Here is a 15,858-nt window from a genome sequence, read left to right on the forward strand (position 1 = left end):
TCATGCCAATCAAGAAAAAACTAGTTGTTGTCGGCGGAGGGGCCCTGGGAAGGGAAGTAGCTCTCTACGCGCAAGACATGATTGACGCCGAAGCCGCGGGACTAGAGTTTGATGGCATCGCCGGATTTCTCGACGACTCCGCTACCGCAGCAGACCAGCTGAGTGCGCTGGGCGTCCAATTCGACTTTGTCGAGCCCGCTCAAGGTCACGTCGCGCGGAACGACTGCGTGTATATCATTGCTGTTGGAAACGCCAAGGTGAGGCGCGTGCTTCGAGATGGCCTCGCAGGGAAGCCGCACTATGCCAACGTGATTCACCCGACTGCTTACGTTGCCTCCTCAGCCGTATTGGGTCAGGGAGTAATCGTCGCACCGTTTGGATTTGTCGGCGCGAATGCAACACTGCAGGACCATGTTGTGCTGAACACCTACGCATCGGCCGGACACGATTCGCTGGTTGGTCGGTACTGCGTATTTTCTCCCTATGCGGTCATCAACGGAAATGTCGAGCTCGGCGAGGAAGTTTTCATGGGTACGCACGCGACAGTGATCCCAGGCTTGACGGTGGGTAAGAGCTCGTCACTAGCAGCCGGTGCGGTCGTCGTCCGGGATGTTCAGCCAGAGTTTTTCATGATGGGCAATCCCAGCAAAGGCTGGCGGATGTATGAAGATAACTCGTGAGAAACGATGTAGACGGCTCCCGAAGAGCGAACGCGCCGCTTAGCAGCAACGGCGGGCGGTCGTAGCGATTGAGCGGAGCGTGCCGGTCGCAATGCTAGCAGCTCTCAGCGGGACTTCTTCTTAGATGCCTGTTAGTTCGATCTCACCGAGGCACGAGGTTGGGATTTCGGATCAGGAGACCGGACCCTTCATCAGCCTATCTGATATCATGGAAGGATCGAGCCATTTCGCAGTACGCGATCAAACAGCGGGTGATCGCACAGGCTCTACGAAAACGTCCTTTCTCTACGCACTCTTGCAAAGACCATAAGTATGCCAGACGGTTGTGAAATTGTTGTCATCGGGGCCGGAGGTCACGGCAAAGTAATTGTGCGGGCTCTGCAAGAGTCGGGCGCATCGGTGGTCGCAATTCTCGACGACGACCCCGCGCTTTGGGGTCAAGAGTTTTCAGGCGTTCCCATCACTGGTCCTATCGAGTCGAGCACAACGCATGTTTCCCTATCCGCGGTTCTGGCAGTTGGCGATAACGCAACTCGCAAGGCACTCTCCGAGCGGCTCGATAGAGAATGGCTCACCGTCATTCACCCGAATGCCAACGTCGATCCAACAGCGGTACTAGGCCCAGGAACTGTGGTTCTGTCGGGGGCAATTGTTCAACCGGATGCCCAGATCGGTTCCCATGCGATCATCAATACCGGCGCATCGGTAGATCATGATTGCGTCGTCGGCGATTTCGTTCACGTTGCGCCAGGAGCTCGCCTAGCGGGCGAAGTTTCCGTGGGTGAAGGTGCCTTCTTGGGTATTGGCTCCTCGGTCGTTCCGAATATCGATATTGGTGCCTGGACGACGGTTGGAGCTGGGGCAGCGGTTGTGAATCATTTGGCAGAACGCATCGTAGCTGTGGGGGTACCTGCCAAACCGACAACAAGAACCGACTCCGCTAACCCTCCCTCTACGAATCTGCCCGTGGGCCCTTCTCCTGGCGACGGAGGTAAGGGATCACCACGAGACCCAAACCAAGCCGAACATCTCACCAGCGATGCGGACCTTACCGCGCTCCCCGAAACGCTCGAGGAAGCCGCCGCGAAGGAGGAAGCCGCGGCGAAGGAGCAGGCCAGTGAGCCAGCCAACGACGATCAGCCCCCGCGTATCTACCTCTCCCCACCGCACATGTCGCTACGCGAGCGCGAGCTATTGCTCGACGCATTCGATTCCAACTGGATCGCGCCGCTAGGGCCCCATGTCGATGCGTTCGAGAAGGAATTCGCCGAGAAAGTTGGCGCTCGAGAGGCCGTGGCGCTGAGCAGCGGAACGGCAGCCTTGCACCTTTCTTTGATCTTAGCGGGCGTGCAGCAGGGGGACGACGTCCTCACCTCTTCCTTGACCTTTGCCGCTACCGCCAATGCGATTACCTATGTCGGAGCAAAGCCCGTATTCATCGATAGCGATCGTGAAACTTGGAATATGGACCCCGAGTTGCTGGGTGAAGAATTGGAAGCTAGCGCAAAGCGTGGGAAGCTGCCCAAGGCGGTAGTCATCGTCGACCTGTACGGCCAGTGCGCGGATTACGATCGGATTGCCAAGATCTGTCGTTTCTACGATGTGCCACTCATCGAAGACGCTGCCGAAGCCTTAGGGGCAACCTACCGCGGCAAGTCGGCCGGTACGTTCGGCTCCTTCGGAGTATTCTCATTTAACGGCAACAAGATTATCACCACCAGCGGCGGCGGAATGTTGGTGACAGACCAAAAAGAGCTGGCCGACAAAGCACGGTTCCTCGCGACGCAAGCTCGGGACCCGGCACCGCACTATCAACATTCTGAAATCGGCTACAACTATCGCATGAGTAATCTGCTCGCTGCGGTCGGTCGCGGTCAATTGGCTGAGCTAGACTCGCGAGTCAATCAGCGACGCGCCAATTTCGAGTACTATAGCCAAGCCTTGGGCGATGTGCCAGGCATCCGTTTCATGCCGGAGATCTCCGGCGGTCGATCCACACGTTGGCTCACTTGCTTACTTGTCGACCCAGATAAATTTGGCGCGACTACCGAAGAGATCCGCCTGGCTCACGAGCGAGAAAACATCGAATCCCGACCGCTCTGGAAGCCCATGCACATGCAGCCAGTCTTTGCCCAGTGTCCAATGCGTGGTGGAACGGTCTCTGAGCAGCTCTTTGAAAAGGGCCTGTGCCTGCCCAGCGGTTCCAGCCTGAGCCGAGACGAGCGTCAACGCGTGGTCGAGGTGCTGCTCGCTGCCGGGAATCGGCGGACCACACCCGTCGATAGGGAAGAAAAGGTGGCGACATCGGTTCAAGCAAGGTAGAGTTAAGGATTCCCTGCTTGCATTCCGCAGCGACTTTGTAATTCTTCCCACAATCTCCACCTGAAACGTTCAGCGCATACCGTAACAGATGAACAACTCGCGTCCAACTTGGAAAAACTGGTTGCCAGTTGTGCTTACAGCCATCGTGCTTTGCGCAGCGTACAGTCCCCTGCTGTCTAAGTTTTTTCGCAGTCTGTGGAACCGTTCGCACTATCAGCATTTTCCCTTTGTGCTGGGTGCTTTTGCTTGGCTGCTTTGGCAGCGGACCAGTCAAGCCGTGCCGAGTGAATCGCCCAACAAGAAGTTGCTCGGCTGGCTTAGTGGCTTCCTATTTGCGGTTGCCTGGGCGATGCTTGCGCTTGCTTACTATGTCCACAGCCCGTGGCTTGCTGCTGTGTCTGCAGTGACGCTTGTCGCCGGATTCTTAGTGCGTTCAAGGCGAGTCCGTTTGATCCAAAACGCCTGGGGCATTTGGCTCCTCTTGTTACTCATCGTGCCGCTCCCTACGCATCCTGATCAACAACTGATCGCGGTACTGCAATTGCAGAGCAGCCGACTAAGTAGCACACTGCTCGACTGGATAGGCATTTCACATTTGATGTCGGGGAATGTTCTACGCCTTGCAGGAAAGGAACTGTTTGTTGACGAGGCTTGCAGTGGCATTGTCTCCCTCATGTCCATCGTCGCCTGCGCAGTCATCTATTCGGTTTGGAATAACCGGTCGTTGATCCACATGCTTTTCTTGACGTTGGCGGGGATCGGCTGGGCAACATTAATGAATGTGACTCGGATTTGCACCATCGCCTATGCTTTCGATCGCTGGGGAGTTGACTGGACCGCTGGGCTCCCCCACGAGCTGTTAGGGCTGGCTGTCTTCTTGCTGACTTTCCTGGCTCTCGTAAGTACCGATCGTCTCTTGCTCCGCTGTATTTCGCCAATAGCAGCTCCCTACCATGAACTGCACGGGACGATACCCAAGTACGGTCGGCTCTTGATTGCTGGTTGGGATGCGACCCTCCGACGGTTTTCACCACGTCTGGTGGAAGCTTCCAGGGCGGCTGAATCGCAAGTCGATTACGTCAGGCTATTCGCTGAGAACATGCGTCTCGCCATGCTTGGTGCTGTTCCCCTAGTCGCGTTTGCGATGTTAGGGGGAATTCAAATGGTCTATGGCGATTGGCTCTTTGACCTCGAGAAAACACAAGCAGCAGTTGGCGACAACGCCAAAGTGTTGGAAAACGCAGCCACAATTGATGCCGAGCTGCTTCCAAAGCAATGCGCCACATTCAATCGGGTCAGTTTCACGCTGAAGGAGCGAGAATCAGACAACGTCTTCGGAAAGTATTCTCAAACTTACGAATACCAGGACTTTGATAAAGACACCATGTTGGTTTCCTGCGATTACCCCTTTAGCGGAGGTTGGCATGAGCTAGCGATCTGTTACCAGGGCATTGGCTGGGAACAAACCGACCGACAGATTGTTGATGCCCCGGGCGCGGACGAGAATGAAACATGGGGCTTCGTAGAAATTAGCTTTACGGGACGCGAGGGGGCACATGCCCACCTCGTTTACTGTCAGTTTGACGAGCACGGACAAGCCGTTGCTCCCCCCACCTCCTCGTTCACCGACTACATTTTCCAAAGGCTGCTGAGACCCTCGGGTAGTGTGCAGGGCAAGCAGTTCTTTCAAGTGCAAGTCTGGACAACCGGTGCCGGTGAAGTTTCAGAAGAGAAGCAGGAGAAGGCGCGCGAGTTATTACTGGATACTCGCGAGCGATTTCGTCGTTTTATTACCCAAGGCAGCGCGAGTTCGCAATTGGATTAGGCAGCGAGGATGAGTGCTTTCTCTGAAACCAATGACCCTCACCACTTCTAGCAGATTTCATTGGCCTTCGTGGTCGAACCGATTTAACGGCAAACTTCTCAATAACCTATTCGTCGATGTTCGATAAAATCCATCACCTACTGACACGTCTCGCTCGCGCTTTGTCAGAATTTGGCGCGATGCTCGTGCGGCCTTTGGAGAGGGCTGCCGAGGCGATTGCTCACACTTTCTTTGCGGCTTGGGAAAGCACTGAAGGGCTCTTCGCGAACGCTTTCTACTGGCTCACTTGGCCCTTCCGCGCGGTTGGGCGGTTGATCGCGGCGGTGGGGCGTGGCATTTTGCCCGAAGCGATCCGCGAGAAGCTTGCCTCAATGGGAAGCTGGCTTTCCGCACTGCCGACGCGAATGGTTGCGGCAGTACTGCACGCCAGCGAGGCACTCAATCTCGACCGTCCACTGCTTGGGTTGGTCTGGCTCTTGCAACCACTATGGCGGCCCATCGCTGCGGTAGGTGGTTTTGCATATGCTTGGTTTACTACGCGTGAGTGGCGTCAGCTGAAGTGGGCCCTCCCAGCACTCGTCATGTTATTGCCATTTGCTGCGGTCTGGGCGCATTCGTTTTGGAACGGCAATGGTGCCGTTGTGTCACGTTACAAAGATTCGATGAAGGAAGCGTTGGAGACGCAAGATTACGAAAGTGCTCAGCTGTACGAACAGAAATTGGCACAGCTCGGCGTCGATACACAACTTACCGAGTATCGCACCGCACTGGCACTCGCTGAGGAAGACAAGCTAGACGAGGCCTACAAACGGATGCAGTTGCTTGCGCCTGAAGAACAAACAGGCTACCCTTCGGCCCATTTTTGGATTGCCCAGCGGCTAGTGAGCGGGCAATTGATCGACGACAAGAAAGAATCACAGCGACTTGCCAAGGTCCATTTGGATCATCTCGAGTCGCTGAACATGACTGGTTCCTATCAGCAGTTCTTGCGCGCGATCTTGTCCGTTCAAGATGGGCAACTTGAAGAGGCAGCTCTGTTACTCAAGCCGCTCGTTGCGATACTACCCGGCGCGGCCTTTGAACGCATGCGGATCAATCTTGCGCTCAAACGCCCCGAGCAAGCACGTGAAGATGCCCGTGCATTGGTAACGCATGTGGCAGGTCAAGAGCGACGTGGGACGGTGCTCCTTCCCGGCGAATTACAATGGTGGCTGGCTGCCGAGGAAGTCTTAGGCAACCTGCAAAAAATGCGTACGATCCTCGAGAAATGGCGCGCCTTAGAACCTGAGAACCAGCAAGCCAAACAGGCGCTCGCCAGAGTGATTCGACGGCAGGCCGCCCAATTACTCAAAGATCCCCTGCCGGATCAGCAGCAGATTGTTGATCTTTGGCTGACGGCCGCTGAACTGGAAAACAACGCCGGTTCGTTACTGCAGATGGCCCGGGCGATCTACAAGGATCGCAATAAGTCGCCGATTTATGGTCGTCTCTTGGAAGCCTTGCGAGAGTCGCCACGCACTCCCGCTCAACTCTTGTTGGCTGTGGGTACCGAAGCAGCCGTTGCCGAGCAGTACCAAGAGGCACGCCAGTTCTTTGAGATCGCAGTTCAGCGCGATCCCACGAATCCCGCAGCCTGGAACAACTACGGGCTCGTGCTTGGCGAAGGGGCAGATGCCCGGCTCGAAGAGGCGCTCGTCGCCGTCAATCGAGCACTGGAAATCGCTCCCCAGGAGTACCGTTTTCGAGAAACGCGTGGTCAAATCTTGCTGCGACTCAAAAGGTGGCAGGAAGCGATTGAAGACCTTGAATTCGCGCTCAACGGCATGCCCCAACTTGGGGCGATCCATGAATCTCTCGCCCTAGCGTATACTGCCCTTGGTGAGGACGAACTAGCAAACCTCCACCGAACGCTAGTGGAATGACCCTAACCAGCACCTTTCACTTGAGACGCATGACTTTGAAAACCTGGACCTTGAAAACCTGGCTGACCTTCGCCGTATTGTGCCTTGCTCAATTGCACGGGCTACCAAGCGCGCATGCTGACTTGAAACCCAGTGAAATCGCAATCATCGCTGCCCGTGGCAGTAAAAGTTCAGAACGACTAGCAGAATACTACGCTCAGCAGCGGGGTATCCCGGTGGAGAATATTTGCAAGGTAGTCATGCCTCGTAAAGAGACGATCTCGCACGAGGAATGGCGCTGGGCCATTCGGCCAGAGATTCAAAAATGGCTTTCAGAAAACGATCCTGATCGCAATCTGCGATGCTTGGTCACTACCTGGGATGTGCCACTGCGGATCGAGAGCGACAAGAAAGACAGCCCTAGGCTTTCCCGATACCAAGAGCACCTCGTGGGCGAACGCACTAAGCGGATCAAAGTGCTGCGAGATATCGTCGCCGAATTCGGCTTGCTCGCCCCAGGTATCGGCCTTACCGGGGATACTGACAGGCCGTCAGCAGGCAACGATTCGTCGATGGCCGACTCCGGAGATGCTAAGAAAACATCAGAGATTGACGAGCTTGCGCAAAAACTGGAAAAGCAGCTGCAGGAATCTCAAGCTCGAATCCGCCAGCTTGCCGATCCTCAGCAACGCCAGCAGGCGAGCATGAAAGTCCAGCAATTGGCTACGGCCGGTGGTGGGATTCGTGTACTCCTAGAGTCGCTCCAATCACGTATTCAGGCTGACAAAGAGGGTTCCACGCAGCTTCAAGTCGAGTTTGAGAGGCTGCGTGGGATGCTGATCGCTTATGCCGAATTGGAACAACGCTTGGAGCGATCAGCGCCAAGTATTCAGCGCGACTCCTTACTGCTGGATACGCTCTCGAGATCACGGGGCATGATTGCCACCGTAAAGTGGATCGACAAGCAGCTAAAGACGGTGACCAAGAATGAAACCAACAGCAGCTTCGATAGCGAACTGTCGTTGGTGCTCTGGCGTGACGACGATTACCAGCTACTTCGCTGGCAGCCCAATTATTTACGGCCCGAGTACGACAACTCCCAACTACGCGACTCCTATCCCACGCTGATGGTGGCACGTCTTGACGCGCCGACACTAGAACTGGCCAAGGGCCTGATCGACACGGCAATCAAGATCGAAAAAGAGGGACTTCAAGGCAAGGTCTATCTCGACGCACGAGGTATTGGCAAGCTCGATCAAAGTAACGTGTCTCCCGGCAGTTACGCTGACTACGACCGAGCCCTACTGATCACCGCCAAGGGTTTGAAAGAACAGACTAATTTGGACGTCACGCTCAACGAGAAGAGCGAATTATTCCAGCCGGGCGATTGCCCCGATGCCGCCCTCTACTGCGGTTGGTACAGCCTGGGTAAATACGTCGATGCTTTCGACTGGAACCCAGGGGCCGTGGCCTATCATCTAGCCAGTGGGGAGGCCACCACGCTGCGCAAGAAAGACAGCCAAGTCTGGTGCAAACGCCTTCTCGAAGACGGCGTCTGCGTAACGATTGGCCCTACGTACGAGCCCTATCTGGTGGCCTTTCCACGCCCCAATGAATTCTTTGCCTTGCTCGTCCAAGGGGATCTGTCGCTCGTCGAGTGCTACTATCGCACCAAGCCCTTCAACAGCTGGATGATGACCCTCATCGGCGACCCGCTCTACCGACCCTTTGCGAACCGCATCGTGCGGAAGTAACAAGAATCCACGTTGGGCTTCGCATGGCGCTGCCATCAATCATTACGTCGCGGTGTTTGCACCGTGTTGCAATGACCGCGAAGCATTAGAGCCGCAAAGTCGGCGCGGAAATCGATGCCAATTCCTGCCAGTTACGAATAAGTCGCCTGCGCTTTCTAGCAGGGAGAATCGGGTAGCCGCGACACTTCGCCTAGCCTGCCGGTTGCTTAATTCTTGCGTATCGCTCGGACCAGTGTCGGTGCTACCCAAAAAATTGAGCGTGTGTGGAAAAGACCGTCCCAGGTCCCTAACCTCAAGGACAACAACAGCTTAAGGGGATTTTCCAACACCGCCGCCAGATGTTAATTTAGGAAATACAGGAGGAATGACGGGAATTCGCTTTGAATCGCTCTCCGGGTGAAATAAGCTCGGCATCGGGCCCATAACAGGGCTCTTTGTTTTTTCACTCTTTACACGCGGATTCAAAGAGGGTGCCGGCGCATCCGGGAGATCAACGACCGATGAGGGTTCTTTTCTTGGCTGCTTCTTTGGCCTTGCTCGTTACCGAGTGCCGCGCGGCACTCGTGCTGAACGACTTGACAGACTACACCAACGATTTCAATTTTTTGAACACGACAGAGTCGGAGAATTTTTGGGACAACGACCGATCAACCCAGTCAACCAGTGGAACGACACCCAGTGGAAGCCCAGGCTGGTACTGGCAAGATGGTGTGACTTCCAGCTTCTTCTACGGTACGGGAATAGCCTCCTCTCCAGGCGCCTATTCCTTCCAGAGTGGTGTTCCAGGCGATCTTGCTTTAGGTAGCTACACCGATTTAGATGGCAGTGACACCATCGAACAAGTTGCCTGGGGCATTGTCTTGCACAACAACACGGGGAGTACGATCTCCGAAGTGGAAGTGACTTACACTGGAGAGCAGTATCGCCGAGCTGGCGCAGGACTAGATAGCCTAACCTTCTCGTTTCAAACTTCCTCGGCAGAGATCACTGATCTGGAGCCACTTAACTCCGCACCAACTGGCTGGCAAAGCGATCCCAGCCTCACTTTCGATGCGCCGCTGGACCCTGGTAGTCCACCCTTCTATGACCCACCACTTCCTACTGATACTTTGACCACTTCCGAAACCTTGACCAGCACCCTCAGCGTCAACCTGCCTGCTGGGCACTTTCTCGGGCTTCGCTGGCACGATGCCAACATTACGGGAAGCGATGCGGGTCTCGCGATCGACGATCTCACGCTCAGCTTCACCGCCGTCCCCGAGCCGTCCGCCTTCCTCTTCGGCGGTTTAATCTGCGGCGTGCTGGGAGCAAACCACTTCAGCAAGCGGCGGCGTTAAGACTTGCGCGACCTACGCCTTGCAACTTGCCGGCTCTTCGCTTCCGTAACCAAGTGCCAAGGGCACAAGCCGTGCCGACCAGCCCGACTCCTAAGAACGCCGACGACTCGGGCACTGCGAGGACAATCGGGTTCGAGGTCGTTTGCCGCGACGTCACCACAACCGTGCCATCCAGCGACGCCAGCAGGGAGTTGGTAATCGGGGTGCTGTTCGGATCCTCGATAGGCAGTCGCGGTAAGGTCGTTTCGTCGTAAGCAGTTTCACCGTCAATTGCTGAGGTGTAGAAGACGAACGGTCCGTCGAGGGTTTCTTGCCTAGCAAAACCGCCCCACCCGATTCGGGTCGGTTTGACTATGCCTCCGATAACTCTGTCCTGCGCGTCAATCCCATCGCCCTCGACGTCATAAACCCAGTCCATATTCTGGGCGGTATCATTCGAAATAAACGCGAAGTCGTTGGTGATCGAAACGGTGCCGCCAATCACGGGACCAAAATTATCAGCGACGTCATAGATGCCACCGTTTGCGTCGTAGGCGGACCAAATCAAAGGAATCTGCGGAAGGCTGGCAGGCACCCAGAATTCCGTTCCGTGTTGCGGCAATTCCTTCCAGTTGTCGATGCGAAGCTTATTCGAGACCGTATCAACCACGCCCTCCCATAGCGGGCCGCCATTGGTTTCCGGGTTCGCAGAGCCCCTATCCCAATACTGAATTCCTACGAGGTCGGCGTGCAGCACGCTAGCATGCTGGATAGTTACTAAGCAGATGAGAGCCACTAGTGCCTGTTGCATGCGAGTGTTGATCAAGGTGCTGCGTTTCTTCTTGCGGGTATTGTGACCCACACACTTGGTAGTGCGGTTGAGACTGCGGATGGCCGTAGTGAGGGGCATTTACTTCGTCACTACTGTTAGAGCATAAGTCTGCAGCTTAGATCCAAGAAAAGTAGTGGCCTAGCAAAAAGTTCTACTACCTCAGTCGATTTCACTCTGCAGAAATCACCCTGTCAAACACACCTAGCCTGCGCCTGGAATGCGGGCTGAGATGGAACTAACGTGCCCATGCAACCGCTTATCGACACAAGATGTTGATACTAAACACTTTGCGATGCAAGTGCACAACTTCCGGAGGGGCGGTTTTTCCTGAGGGGTGGCTTAGCACGCTGGAACTCGTCTTAGCTGATTGTAATGCAAATTACTTGCGGTGCCTCGCGTTTCGGGGTAGCATCCACGCTCTAGGTGCGGATCTGTGCATGCACAATCCGCGGCCTAATTCATTCATCGCTTATCATCAGTGGAGTTTCACTCACCAGAGGAGTGTTTCTTCAGTTCACAATCGGAGGGGGCAATGATTCGGATTTCTCTAGTCTCACAATTTTCCAGTTCAGTTTCCGGCGTACTGTTTGCCGGCACAGTTCTATTAAGTCTCGCAAGTTCGCCTGCCAGCTCACAAGCTGCACCAGTGCCCTACGGCGACTTTTCCGCGACGACGGTCGATTACCTCGCCGTCACTGAAGAGACACTACTAACCACTTCCGGTAAGCCCGACGGTCTGTTCGGCGCGCCAACGGTTGCGGGCGACTCGCTCGATTTCGACCCCATTGGTTTTTCCGCCAGCTCCACGGGCGGTGGCCCCTCGGACATTTTGGATGTCCAGCTCAAATTCATGATTCAAGCGAAGGACGGCAACGTCATCGAAAGCATTTTTCTGAGCGAGGCAGGGGACACGACCTTGGATAACGGCTTCTCCAGCGACGATGCTCTCTCGCGAGTCACAGCCAATGTGTTTATTGACATCCTGGAAGTCGATGGTGTTGGTGTCGGTGGTATCAGCGTTATGGGAGACATGGAATTCACTCCCTCAGATGGTGACTACCAACTGAGCGTCGATAATCCGGGCGGCTCAAGTTACAACTCTGGCTGGAGCGGCAAGTTCTTCCGTGAGTTCGGCCCGATCTTGGCCGACAACGGCCTGACCGGCAAGGTCACGAAAATCTCGGTGGCCTTGGACAACACATTAACGGCCACTTCGGCTTCCGGATCGACCGCCTTCATCGCCAAGAAGGACTCCGATGGCGTGGTCATCACCACCAATCCCGATAAGAACGAAGTCCCCGAGCCAACCTCCCTCGTACTGGCTCTAGGCGGCCTACTGGCCTTGGCCGGCGCCCGTCGTCGTAGCTAACACGAATTGGGCTAAGACGACTCGCCTCTCGGCGGGTAGACGGAAATCAGCAAAAACAGGTCGACTGCGGTCGGCCTGTTTTTTTTTTGCAGTAGCGCGGCCATCCTGGCCGAGTTGTGGGATGGTACGGAATTCCAACCCATTCTGCGCTGGTCGGACAAGACCGCAATGAAGCTCGCCAAGGCTCAAGCGATCCTCTCTCTTAAGGACGTGCCCCGGCTATCCTAAGTGATTACTCCGCAGAAGCTTAAGAACCGAGGAGAGCCCGACTAGGTAGTTCCCGCAGCGGCGCCGCCAGAAATTCGAGCCAGATTAAGGAGCCGTTAATATTCGCGCAATCGCTAGAATTTGGTTGCTTGTCGCGTGGGGCATCGGATAGACTGGGCAGAAGTAGGCGGCCTAACCAATGAGTCACAACTGGGGCTCACCACTGGCTTTTTAGCGTAAGAGGTTGATTGATGAGATTATTTACTTTGGGTTTCGTCATTTACTGCACTGCGATTTCCAGTGCCTCAGCAGTCCTCGTTTCGGGTAGTGCATCCGATGATTCTGCAACAGTCAATGGTGGTGGCTTTGGATCGACCCCAGCCTCTGATTACTTAGGAGTTGTTACTAATTTGAGCCCTTTGCAGATCAACGGTGACTCACAAACAGTCTCAAGCTCATTTAGCCCAGTCGTTGGAGACGTAATAGGTAGGGATTTGGCCAGTACTGGTATTAACTTTACTGGTGATACAATCACCTGGACTGTTAGCCTCCCTGGTGTCGGGGGTGATTTCGTCCCTGGTACGTTCGATGTGACTGCAAATTTTTCAACTAGCTTAGACTTTGACGGGAACGCTTTTAGCGGAACTCAACCAAACGCATTGAACTTTGATCTATCTTTCGATGGAAGCAGCCAGGATGTATTTCAGGCGCAATCAGGAATCCACACTTCGGCTACTCTTAGTGTCACATCTTTCGGTGGAGCTCCAGTCACGGAAGTCGTAGTCTCAGCAGGCTTCCCAGCCGGAAATTCTTTCGATGCAGGATCTGAGCAGTTTCGTATATTTTCTGATTCGCTCTCTGTAACATATTCTTTTGAGACTGCTGCCGTACCCGAACCCTCAGCCTTCCTCTTCGGCGGACTCGTCTGCGGCGTGTTGGGAGTTACCAACTTCCGTAAGCGTAAGACTGCTGAAGTGTGATCTGCCGTCGGCTCAAGCCGACCTATCAGCAAACCCAAGAGCCGCGATCTGGCGCACCCAGCTCGCGGCTTTTTTCGTGCGCAGCCGTAGGGGTTGTCGAGCTCCGCGAGGCGCTCTCACTGGTGTATCAATACGAGCACGCAGCGCCAGCAAGTGAATGACGGGCCAATGATCCACTTGCTGGCGCCGCGTGCTTGTAGGTGCCTAGCAACACAGGTTGAGCCACTCGCCTCGCTCCACTCGGCACTATCCAGTGGTTACTGACCACCGCTGCGGCGTTTAATCGCTCCAACCAGCCCCAGCAGTAGTACCAACGCCGAGAACGCCAATCCCTGCGACGCTTCAGGCACCGCGGCCAAGATTTGCCCGCGATAGGCCGGCAGGTAGGCATCGCCGGAGGCGCGACGATCGTTGAAGGGCGAGTCGGGGTCGTCTGGATCGGGCTCGGTGATAAACGAGTGCGTGCCCAACAGCAGCATTTCCCCCATGCCACTGATCCAGAAACTGGGCCCGCCTGAGTCGCCACTTTGCAAGAACGTTTCGTCGGGGATGTGGTCGTCTGACTCTTCGTCAGCCCCTGTTAAGTCGCCAGCTGCAGAGTCGTCGAAATAGACCAGCGAGTCCGTCACTGCCGAGCCGAGCTCCACGTCTTCGTAAACATCGCTCACCAGATTGCGACCCACGCGAAAGCCGCTCGTGTTATCGGTGCCAAATTTTGTTCCTCGACCGACTTGATAGAACGGTTCGTCGGTATAGTCGCCGGGCAAGGCGATTGAATAGATGGCCACCAGGTGAGGGTCGACTGGCGCGTTGAGCGTTCCGACCCAAATGTCAGTGCCACCGATGCGCCCACCGCCGGTGACCGTTCGTATCGAGCTCAAACCGCTGGGATCATTGTCATGATGAAACACAACCGTGCCAGTGGCATGAGCGTGTGCAGCACTGATAAAGTGGGTCGTCGAAATCATCGTGGCCCAGTACCCATTAGTGCCGCGGGCGACGCCGGAGAAATCGAGCGCTGCACCACCCGTGACCGCAGCCGAACCGATAAACAGCGAGCCGCCGCCAGCAAACCGTTCGTGCCGCGCGGTTTCCAGGCCATCCACCACCAAGTTGGCGCGACTTGCCGCTGAGAGCGCAAGCACAATGAGAGCCGAGCAGATCGCTAAAATTCTTCGTCGCATGGATGTTTCCCGAACTCGCAGCCAATTCAACGAAAGATTCCCTTTTGGGTCATCCTTCCGCACCTCAGTCTACCATCCGCCCAGCAGATTGACTTGTGGGGTAGGGTTTTACCGCAATGCGGTCTTGCCGTTCAGCCCAGGATTGGGGGTGCCACCGGCTACCCTGGCACACGGTTTTCCCCTGCGATGTCCCCCGTTGGCTGTGTCGGGCCTGCGATGGACTTATGGATATGTCTGGCCCTCTGGGTGTGGTCCGAGCTCTAATCCTGCGGTTGGTACTCCAGGGCTTCATACGCTGAATCACTCACCCAAAACGCCCTCTCACCAAACCGCCCCAATACGCTATAATTGCGATCACGGCGGGAGCACTTCGACCTAGCATGTCTCCCCCCTATCACCAAATCCCTCTCTCCCTAATTACCTAACTCCTTACGCACGCAATGATTGCACCAGCCGGAACACCGCAGATCAACTCGTTTGAGGTTCGTATCCTTCGCCAAGAAGACCCAGAGTCTCCGAGCCACTGGGAACGGCACACCGTCACGTACGAGCCAAATCTCAACGTGATTAGCGTGCTGATGAAGATTGCTGCCCAGTGTACGACCAGCGATGGCGATTCCACCACGCCGGTAGCCTGGGATTGCAACTGTCTGGAGGAAGTTTGCGGTGCTTGCACCATGCTGGTCAACGGCCAGACGCGGCAATCGTGCTCTGCACTGGTCGATAGCCTGCTGGCGGAAAACCCCGACTCGATCGAACTACGCCCCATGAGCAAGTTCCCCGTGGTACGCGACTTGATGGTCGATCGCGGGCGCATGTTCCAAGCCCTGGAACGCGTAAACGCTTGGGTCGATGTCGATGATTACTACGACCGCGGTGGCGGACCGAAGGAATCACAAGCTTCGCAGAGCATACGCTACCCGCTCTCTGAATGCATGACCTGCGGCTGCTGCGTGGAGGCTTGCCCCCAATACACGAAGATAGAAGTTTCTCGCCGTCATGGGGAAACTGACGAGCAGTTAAAGGCTCGGCAAGATGCCGCGTACGAAGAAGGCTTCGTCGGTGCCGCGGCCATTAGCCAGGCGATGCTCTTTAACGAGCATCCCACCGGTGCCATGAATGCCGGTACGCGTTTGGAAGCGCTGATGAGCCCGGGCGGCATCCAAGCTTGCGGCAACGCCCAAAACTGCGTTGCCGTGTGTCCCAAGGAAATCCCGCTCACCCGCAGCATCGCCCACGCTGGTCGACAAACCACGTTGCACATGGTGAAGAAGTGGTTTGACAAGTAAGCGTGAGGAATGTCGATCCGAGGCTTCGTAGGACTACTTTCCGAGAGTCCTAGCCCGCGAGCTATGCCTCGCCGGGAATTGACCTAGACACCGCCTTGCCGCTGGTGAGAAATACTATCTTCACATGAACTTCACATTCGGTAGAATGTGAAAGTTCGCAGGTGGGAAATAACTCTGGAGCGAGAAGTGGCTGCCCATC

11 protein-coding genes are annotated in these 15,858 nt (G+C 55.6%); 9 read left to right on the forward strand and 2 right to left on the reverse strand.

Going from position 1 to position 15,858, the window contains the following annotated elements:
• The first annotated feature begins 2 nt into the window (after positions 1-2).
• From HG15A2_RS01045 to HG15A2_RS01070, 6 genes are all read left to right on the forward strand, one after another.
• Positions 3-680: an acetyltransferase gene (locus HG15A2_RS01045; protein WP_145056973.1), complete on the forward strand. Its 678-nt coding sequence runs from the start codon at positions 3-5 to the stop codon at positions 678-680.
• A gap of 312 nt (positions 681-992) precedes the next feature.
• Entirely contained in the window at positions 993-3,002 is a 2,010-nt protein-coding gene (locus HG15A2_RS24935) for a NeuD/PglB/VioB family sugar acetyltransferase (protein WP_145056975.1), read from the forward strand.
• A 130-nt stretch (positions 3,003-3,132) separates the two neighbouring features.
• On the forward strand, positions 3,133-4,827 hold the full coding sequence (xrtU, locus tag HG15A2_RS01055) for an exosortase U (RefSeq protein WP_218932242.1): 1,695 nt from the start codon (positions 3,133-3,135) through the stop codon (positions 4,825-4,827).
• 116 nt (positions 4,828-4,943) lie between these two features.
• Complete coding sequence (locus tag HG15A2_RS01060) at positions 4,944-6,749, forward strand: tetratricopeptide repeat protein (protein ID WP_145056978.1); 1,806 nt, start codon at positions 4,944-4,946, stop codon at positions 6,747-6,749.
• A 29-nt stretch (positions 6,750-6,778) separates the two neighbouring features.
• Positions 6,779-8,482: a TIGR03790 family protein gene (locus tag HG15A2_RS01065; RefSeq protein WP_218932243.1), complete on the forward strand. Its 1,704-nt coding sequence runs from the start codon at positions 6,779-6,781 to the stop codon at positions 8,480-8,482.
• Between the two features lie 500 nt (positions 8,483-8,982).
• On the forward strand, positions 8,983-9,819 hold the full coding sequence (locus tag HG15A2_RS01070; protein ID WP_145056981.1) for a hypothetical protein: 837 nt from the start codon (positions 8,983-8,985) through the stop codon (positions 9,817-9,819).
• Here the strand turns inward: HG15A2_RS01070 and HG15A2_RS01075 are convergent.
• Positions 9,800-10,708, reverse strand: a complete 909-nt coding sequence (locus HG15A2_RS01075) for a hypothetical protein (RefSeq protein ID WP_145056984.1) — start codon at positions 10,706-10,708, stop codon at positions 9,800-9,802. The two genes, HG15A2_RS01070 and HG15A2_RS01075, sit on opposite strands and share 20 nt — an antisense overlap.
• A 454-nt stretch (positions 10,709-11,162) precedes the next feature.
• Between HG15A2_RS01075 and HG15A2_RS01080 the strand changes: the two genes are divergently transcribed.
• Both HG15A2_RS01080 and HG15A2_RS01085 read left to right on the forward strand, forming a co-directional pair.
• The gene (locus tag HG15A2_RS01080) at positions 11,163-11,999 is read left to right on the forward strand and encodes a PEP-CTERM sorting domain-containing protein (protein WP_145056985.1); all 837 of its coding nucleotides are present in this window, start codon (positions 11,163-11,165) and stop codon (positions 11,997-11,999) included.
• A 458-nt stretch (positions 12,000-12,457) separates the two neighbouring features.
• Positions 12,458-13,186 carry a hypothetical protein gene (locus HG15A2_RS01085; protein WP_145056987.1) on the forward strand — a complete coding sequence of 243 codons (729 nt, stop codon included), beginning with the start codon at positions 12,458-12,460 and terminating at the stop codon, positions 13,184-13,186.
• 257 nt (positions 13,187-13,443) lie between these two features.
• On the opposite strand, the gene HG15A2_RS01090 is transcribed toward HG15A2_RS01085, so the two are convergent.
• Positions 13,444-14,370: a hypothetical protein gene (locus HG15A2_RS01090; RefSeq protein ID WP_145056989.1), complete on the reverse strand. Its 927-nt coding sequence runs from the start codon at positions 14,368-14,370 to the stop codon at positions 13,444-13,446.
• A 440-nt stretch (positions 14,371-14,810) separates the two neighbouring features.
• On the opposite strand from HG15A2_RS01090, the gene sdhB reads away from it, so the two are divergent.
• Positions 14,811-15,659 (forward strand): succinate dehydrogenase iron-sulfur subunit, encoded by an 849-nt coding sequence (gene sdhB / locus HG15A2_RS01095; protein ID WP_145056991.1) that lies wholly within the window; start codon positions 14,811-14,813, stop codon positions 15,657-15,659.
• Positions 15,660-15,858 lie beyond the last annotated feature (199 nt).

Origin of the sequence: Adhaeretor mobilis, assembly GCF_007741515.1 — a bacterium.
Lineage (GTDB): Bacteria > Planctomycetota > Planctomycetia > Pirellulales > Lacipirellulaceae > Adhaeretor > Adhaeretor mobilis.

Coding starts and splice junctions, on each gene's coding strand:
- HG15A2_RS01045 (WP_145056973.1), top strand. CDS start 3: ATGCCAATCAAGAAAAAACTAGTTGTTGTCGGCGGAGGGGCCCTGGGA.
- HG15A2_RS24935 (WP_145056975.1), top strand. CDS start 993: ATGCCAGACGGTTGTGAAATTGTTGTCATCGGGGCCGGAGGTCACGGC.
- HG15A2_RS01060 (WP_145056978.1), top strand. CDS start 4,944: ATGTTCGATAAAATCCATCACCTACTGACACGTCTCGCTCGCGCTTTG.
- HG15A2_RS01065 (WP_218932243.1), top strand. CDS start 6,779: ATGACTTTGAAAACCTGGACCTTGAAAACCTGGCTGACCTTCGCCGTA.
- HG15A2_RS01070 (WP_145056981.1), top strand. CDS start 8,983: ATGAGGGTTCTTTTCTTGGCTGCTTCTTTGGCCTTGCTCGTTACCGAG.
- HG15A2_RS01075 (WP_145056984.1), bottom strand. CDS start 10,708: ATGCCCCTCACTACGGCCATCCGCAGTCTCAACCGCACTACCAAGTGT.
- HG15A2_RS01080 (WP_145056985.1), top strand. CDS start 11,163: ATGATTCGGATTTCTCTAGTCTCACAATTTTCCAGTTCAGTTTCCGGC.
- HG15A2_RS01085 (WP_145056987.1), top strand. CDS start 12,458: ATGAGATTATTTACTTTGGGTTTCGTCATTTACTGCACTGCGATTTCC.
- HG15A2_RS01090 (WP_145056989.1), bottom strand. CDS start 14,370: ATGCGACGAAGAATTTTAGCGATCTGCTCGGCTCTCATTGTGCTTGCG.
- sdhB (WP_145056991.1), top strand. CDS start 14,811: ATGATTGCACCAGCCGGAACACCGCAGATCAACTCGTTTGAGGTTCGT.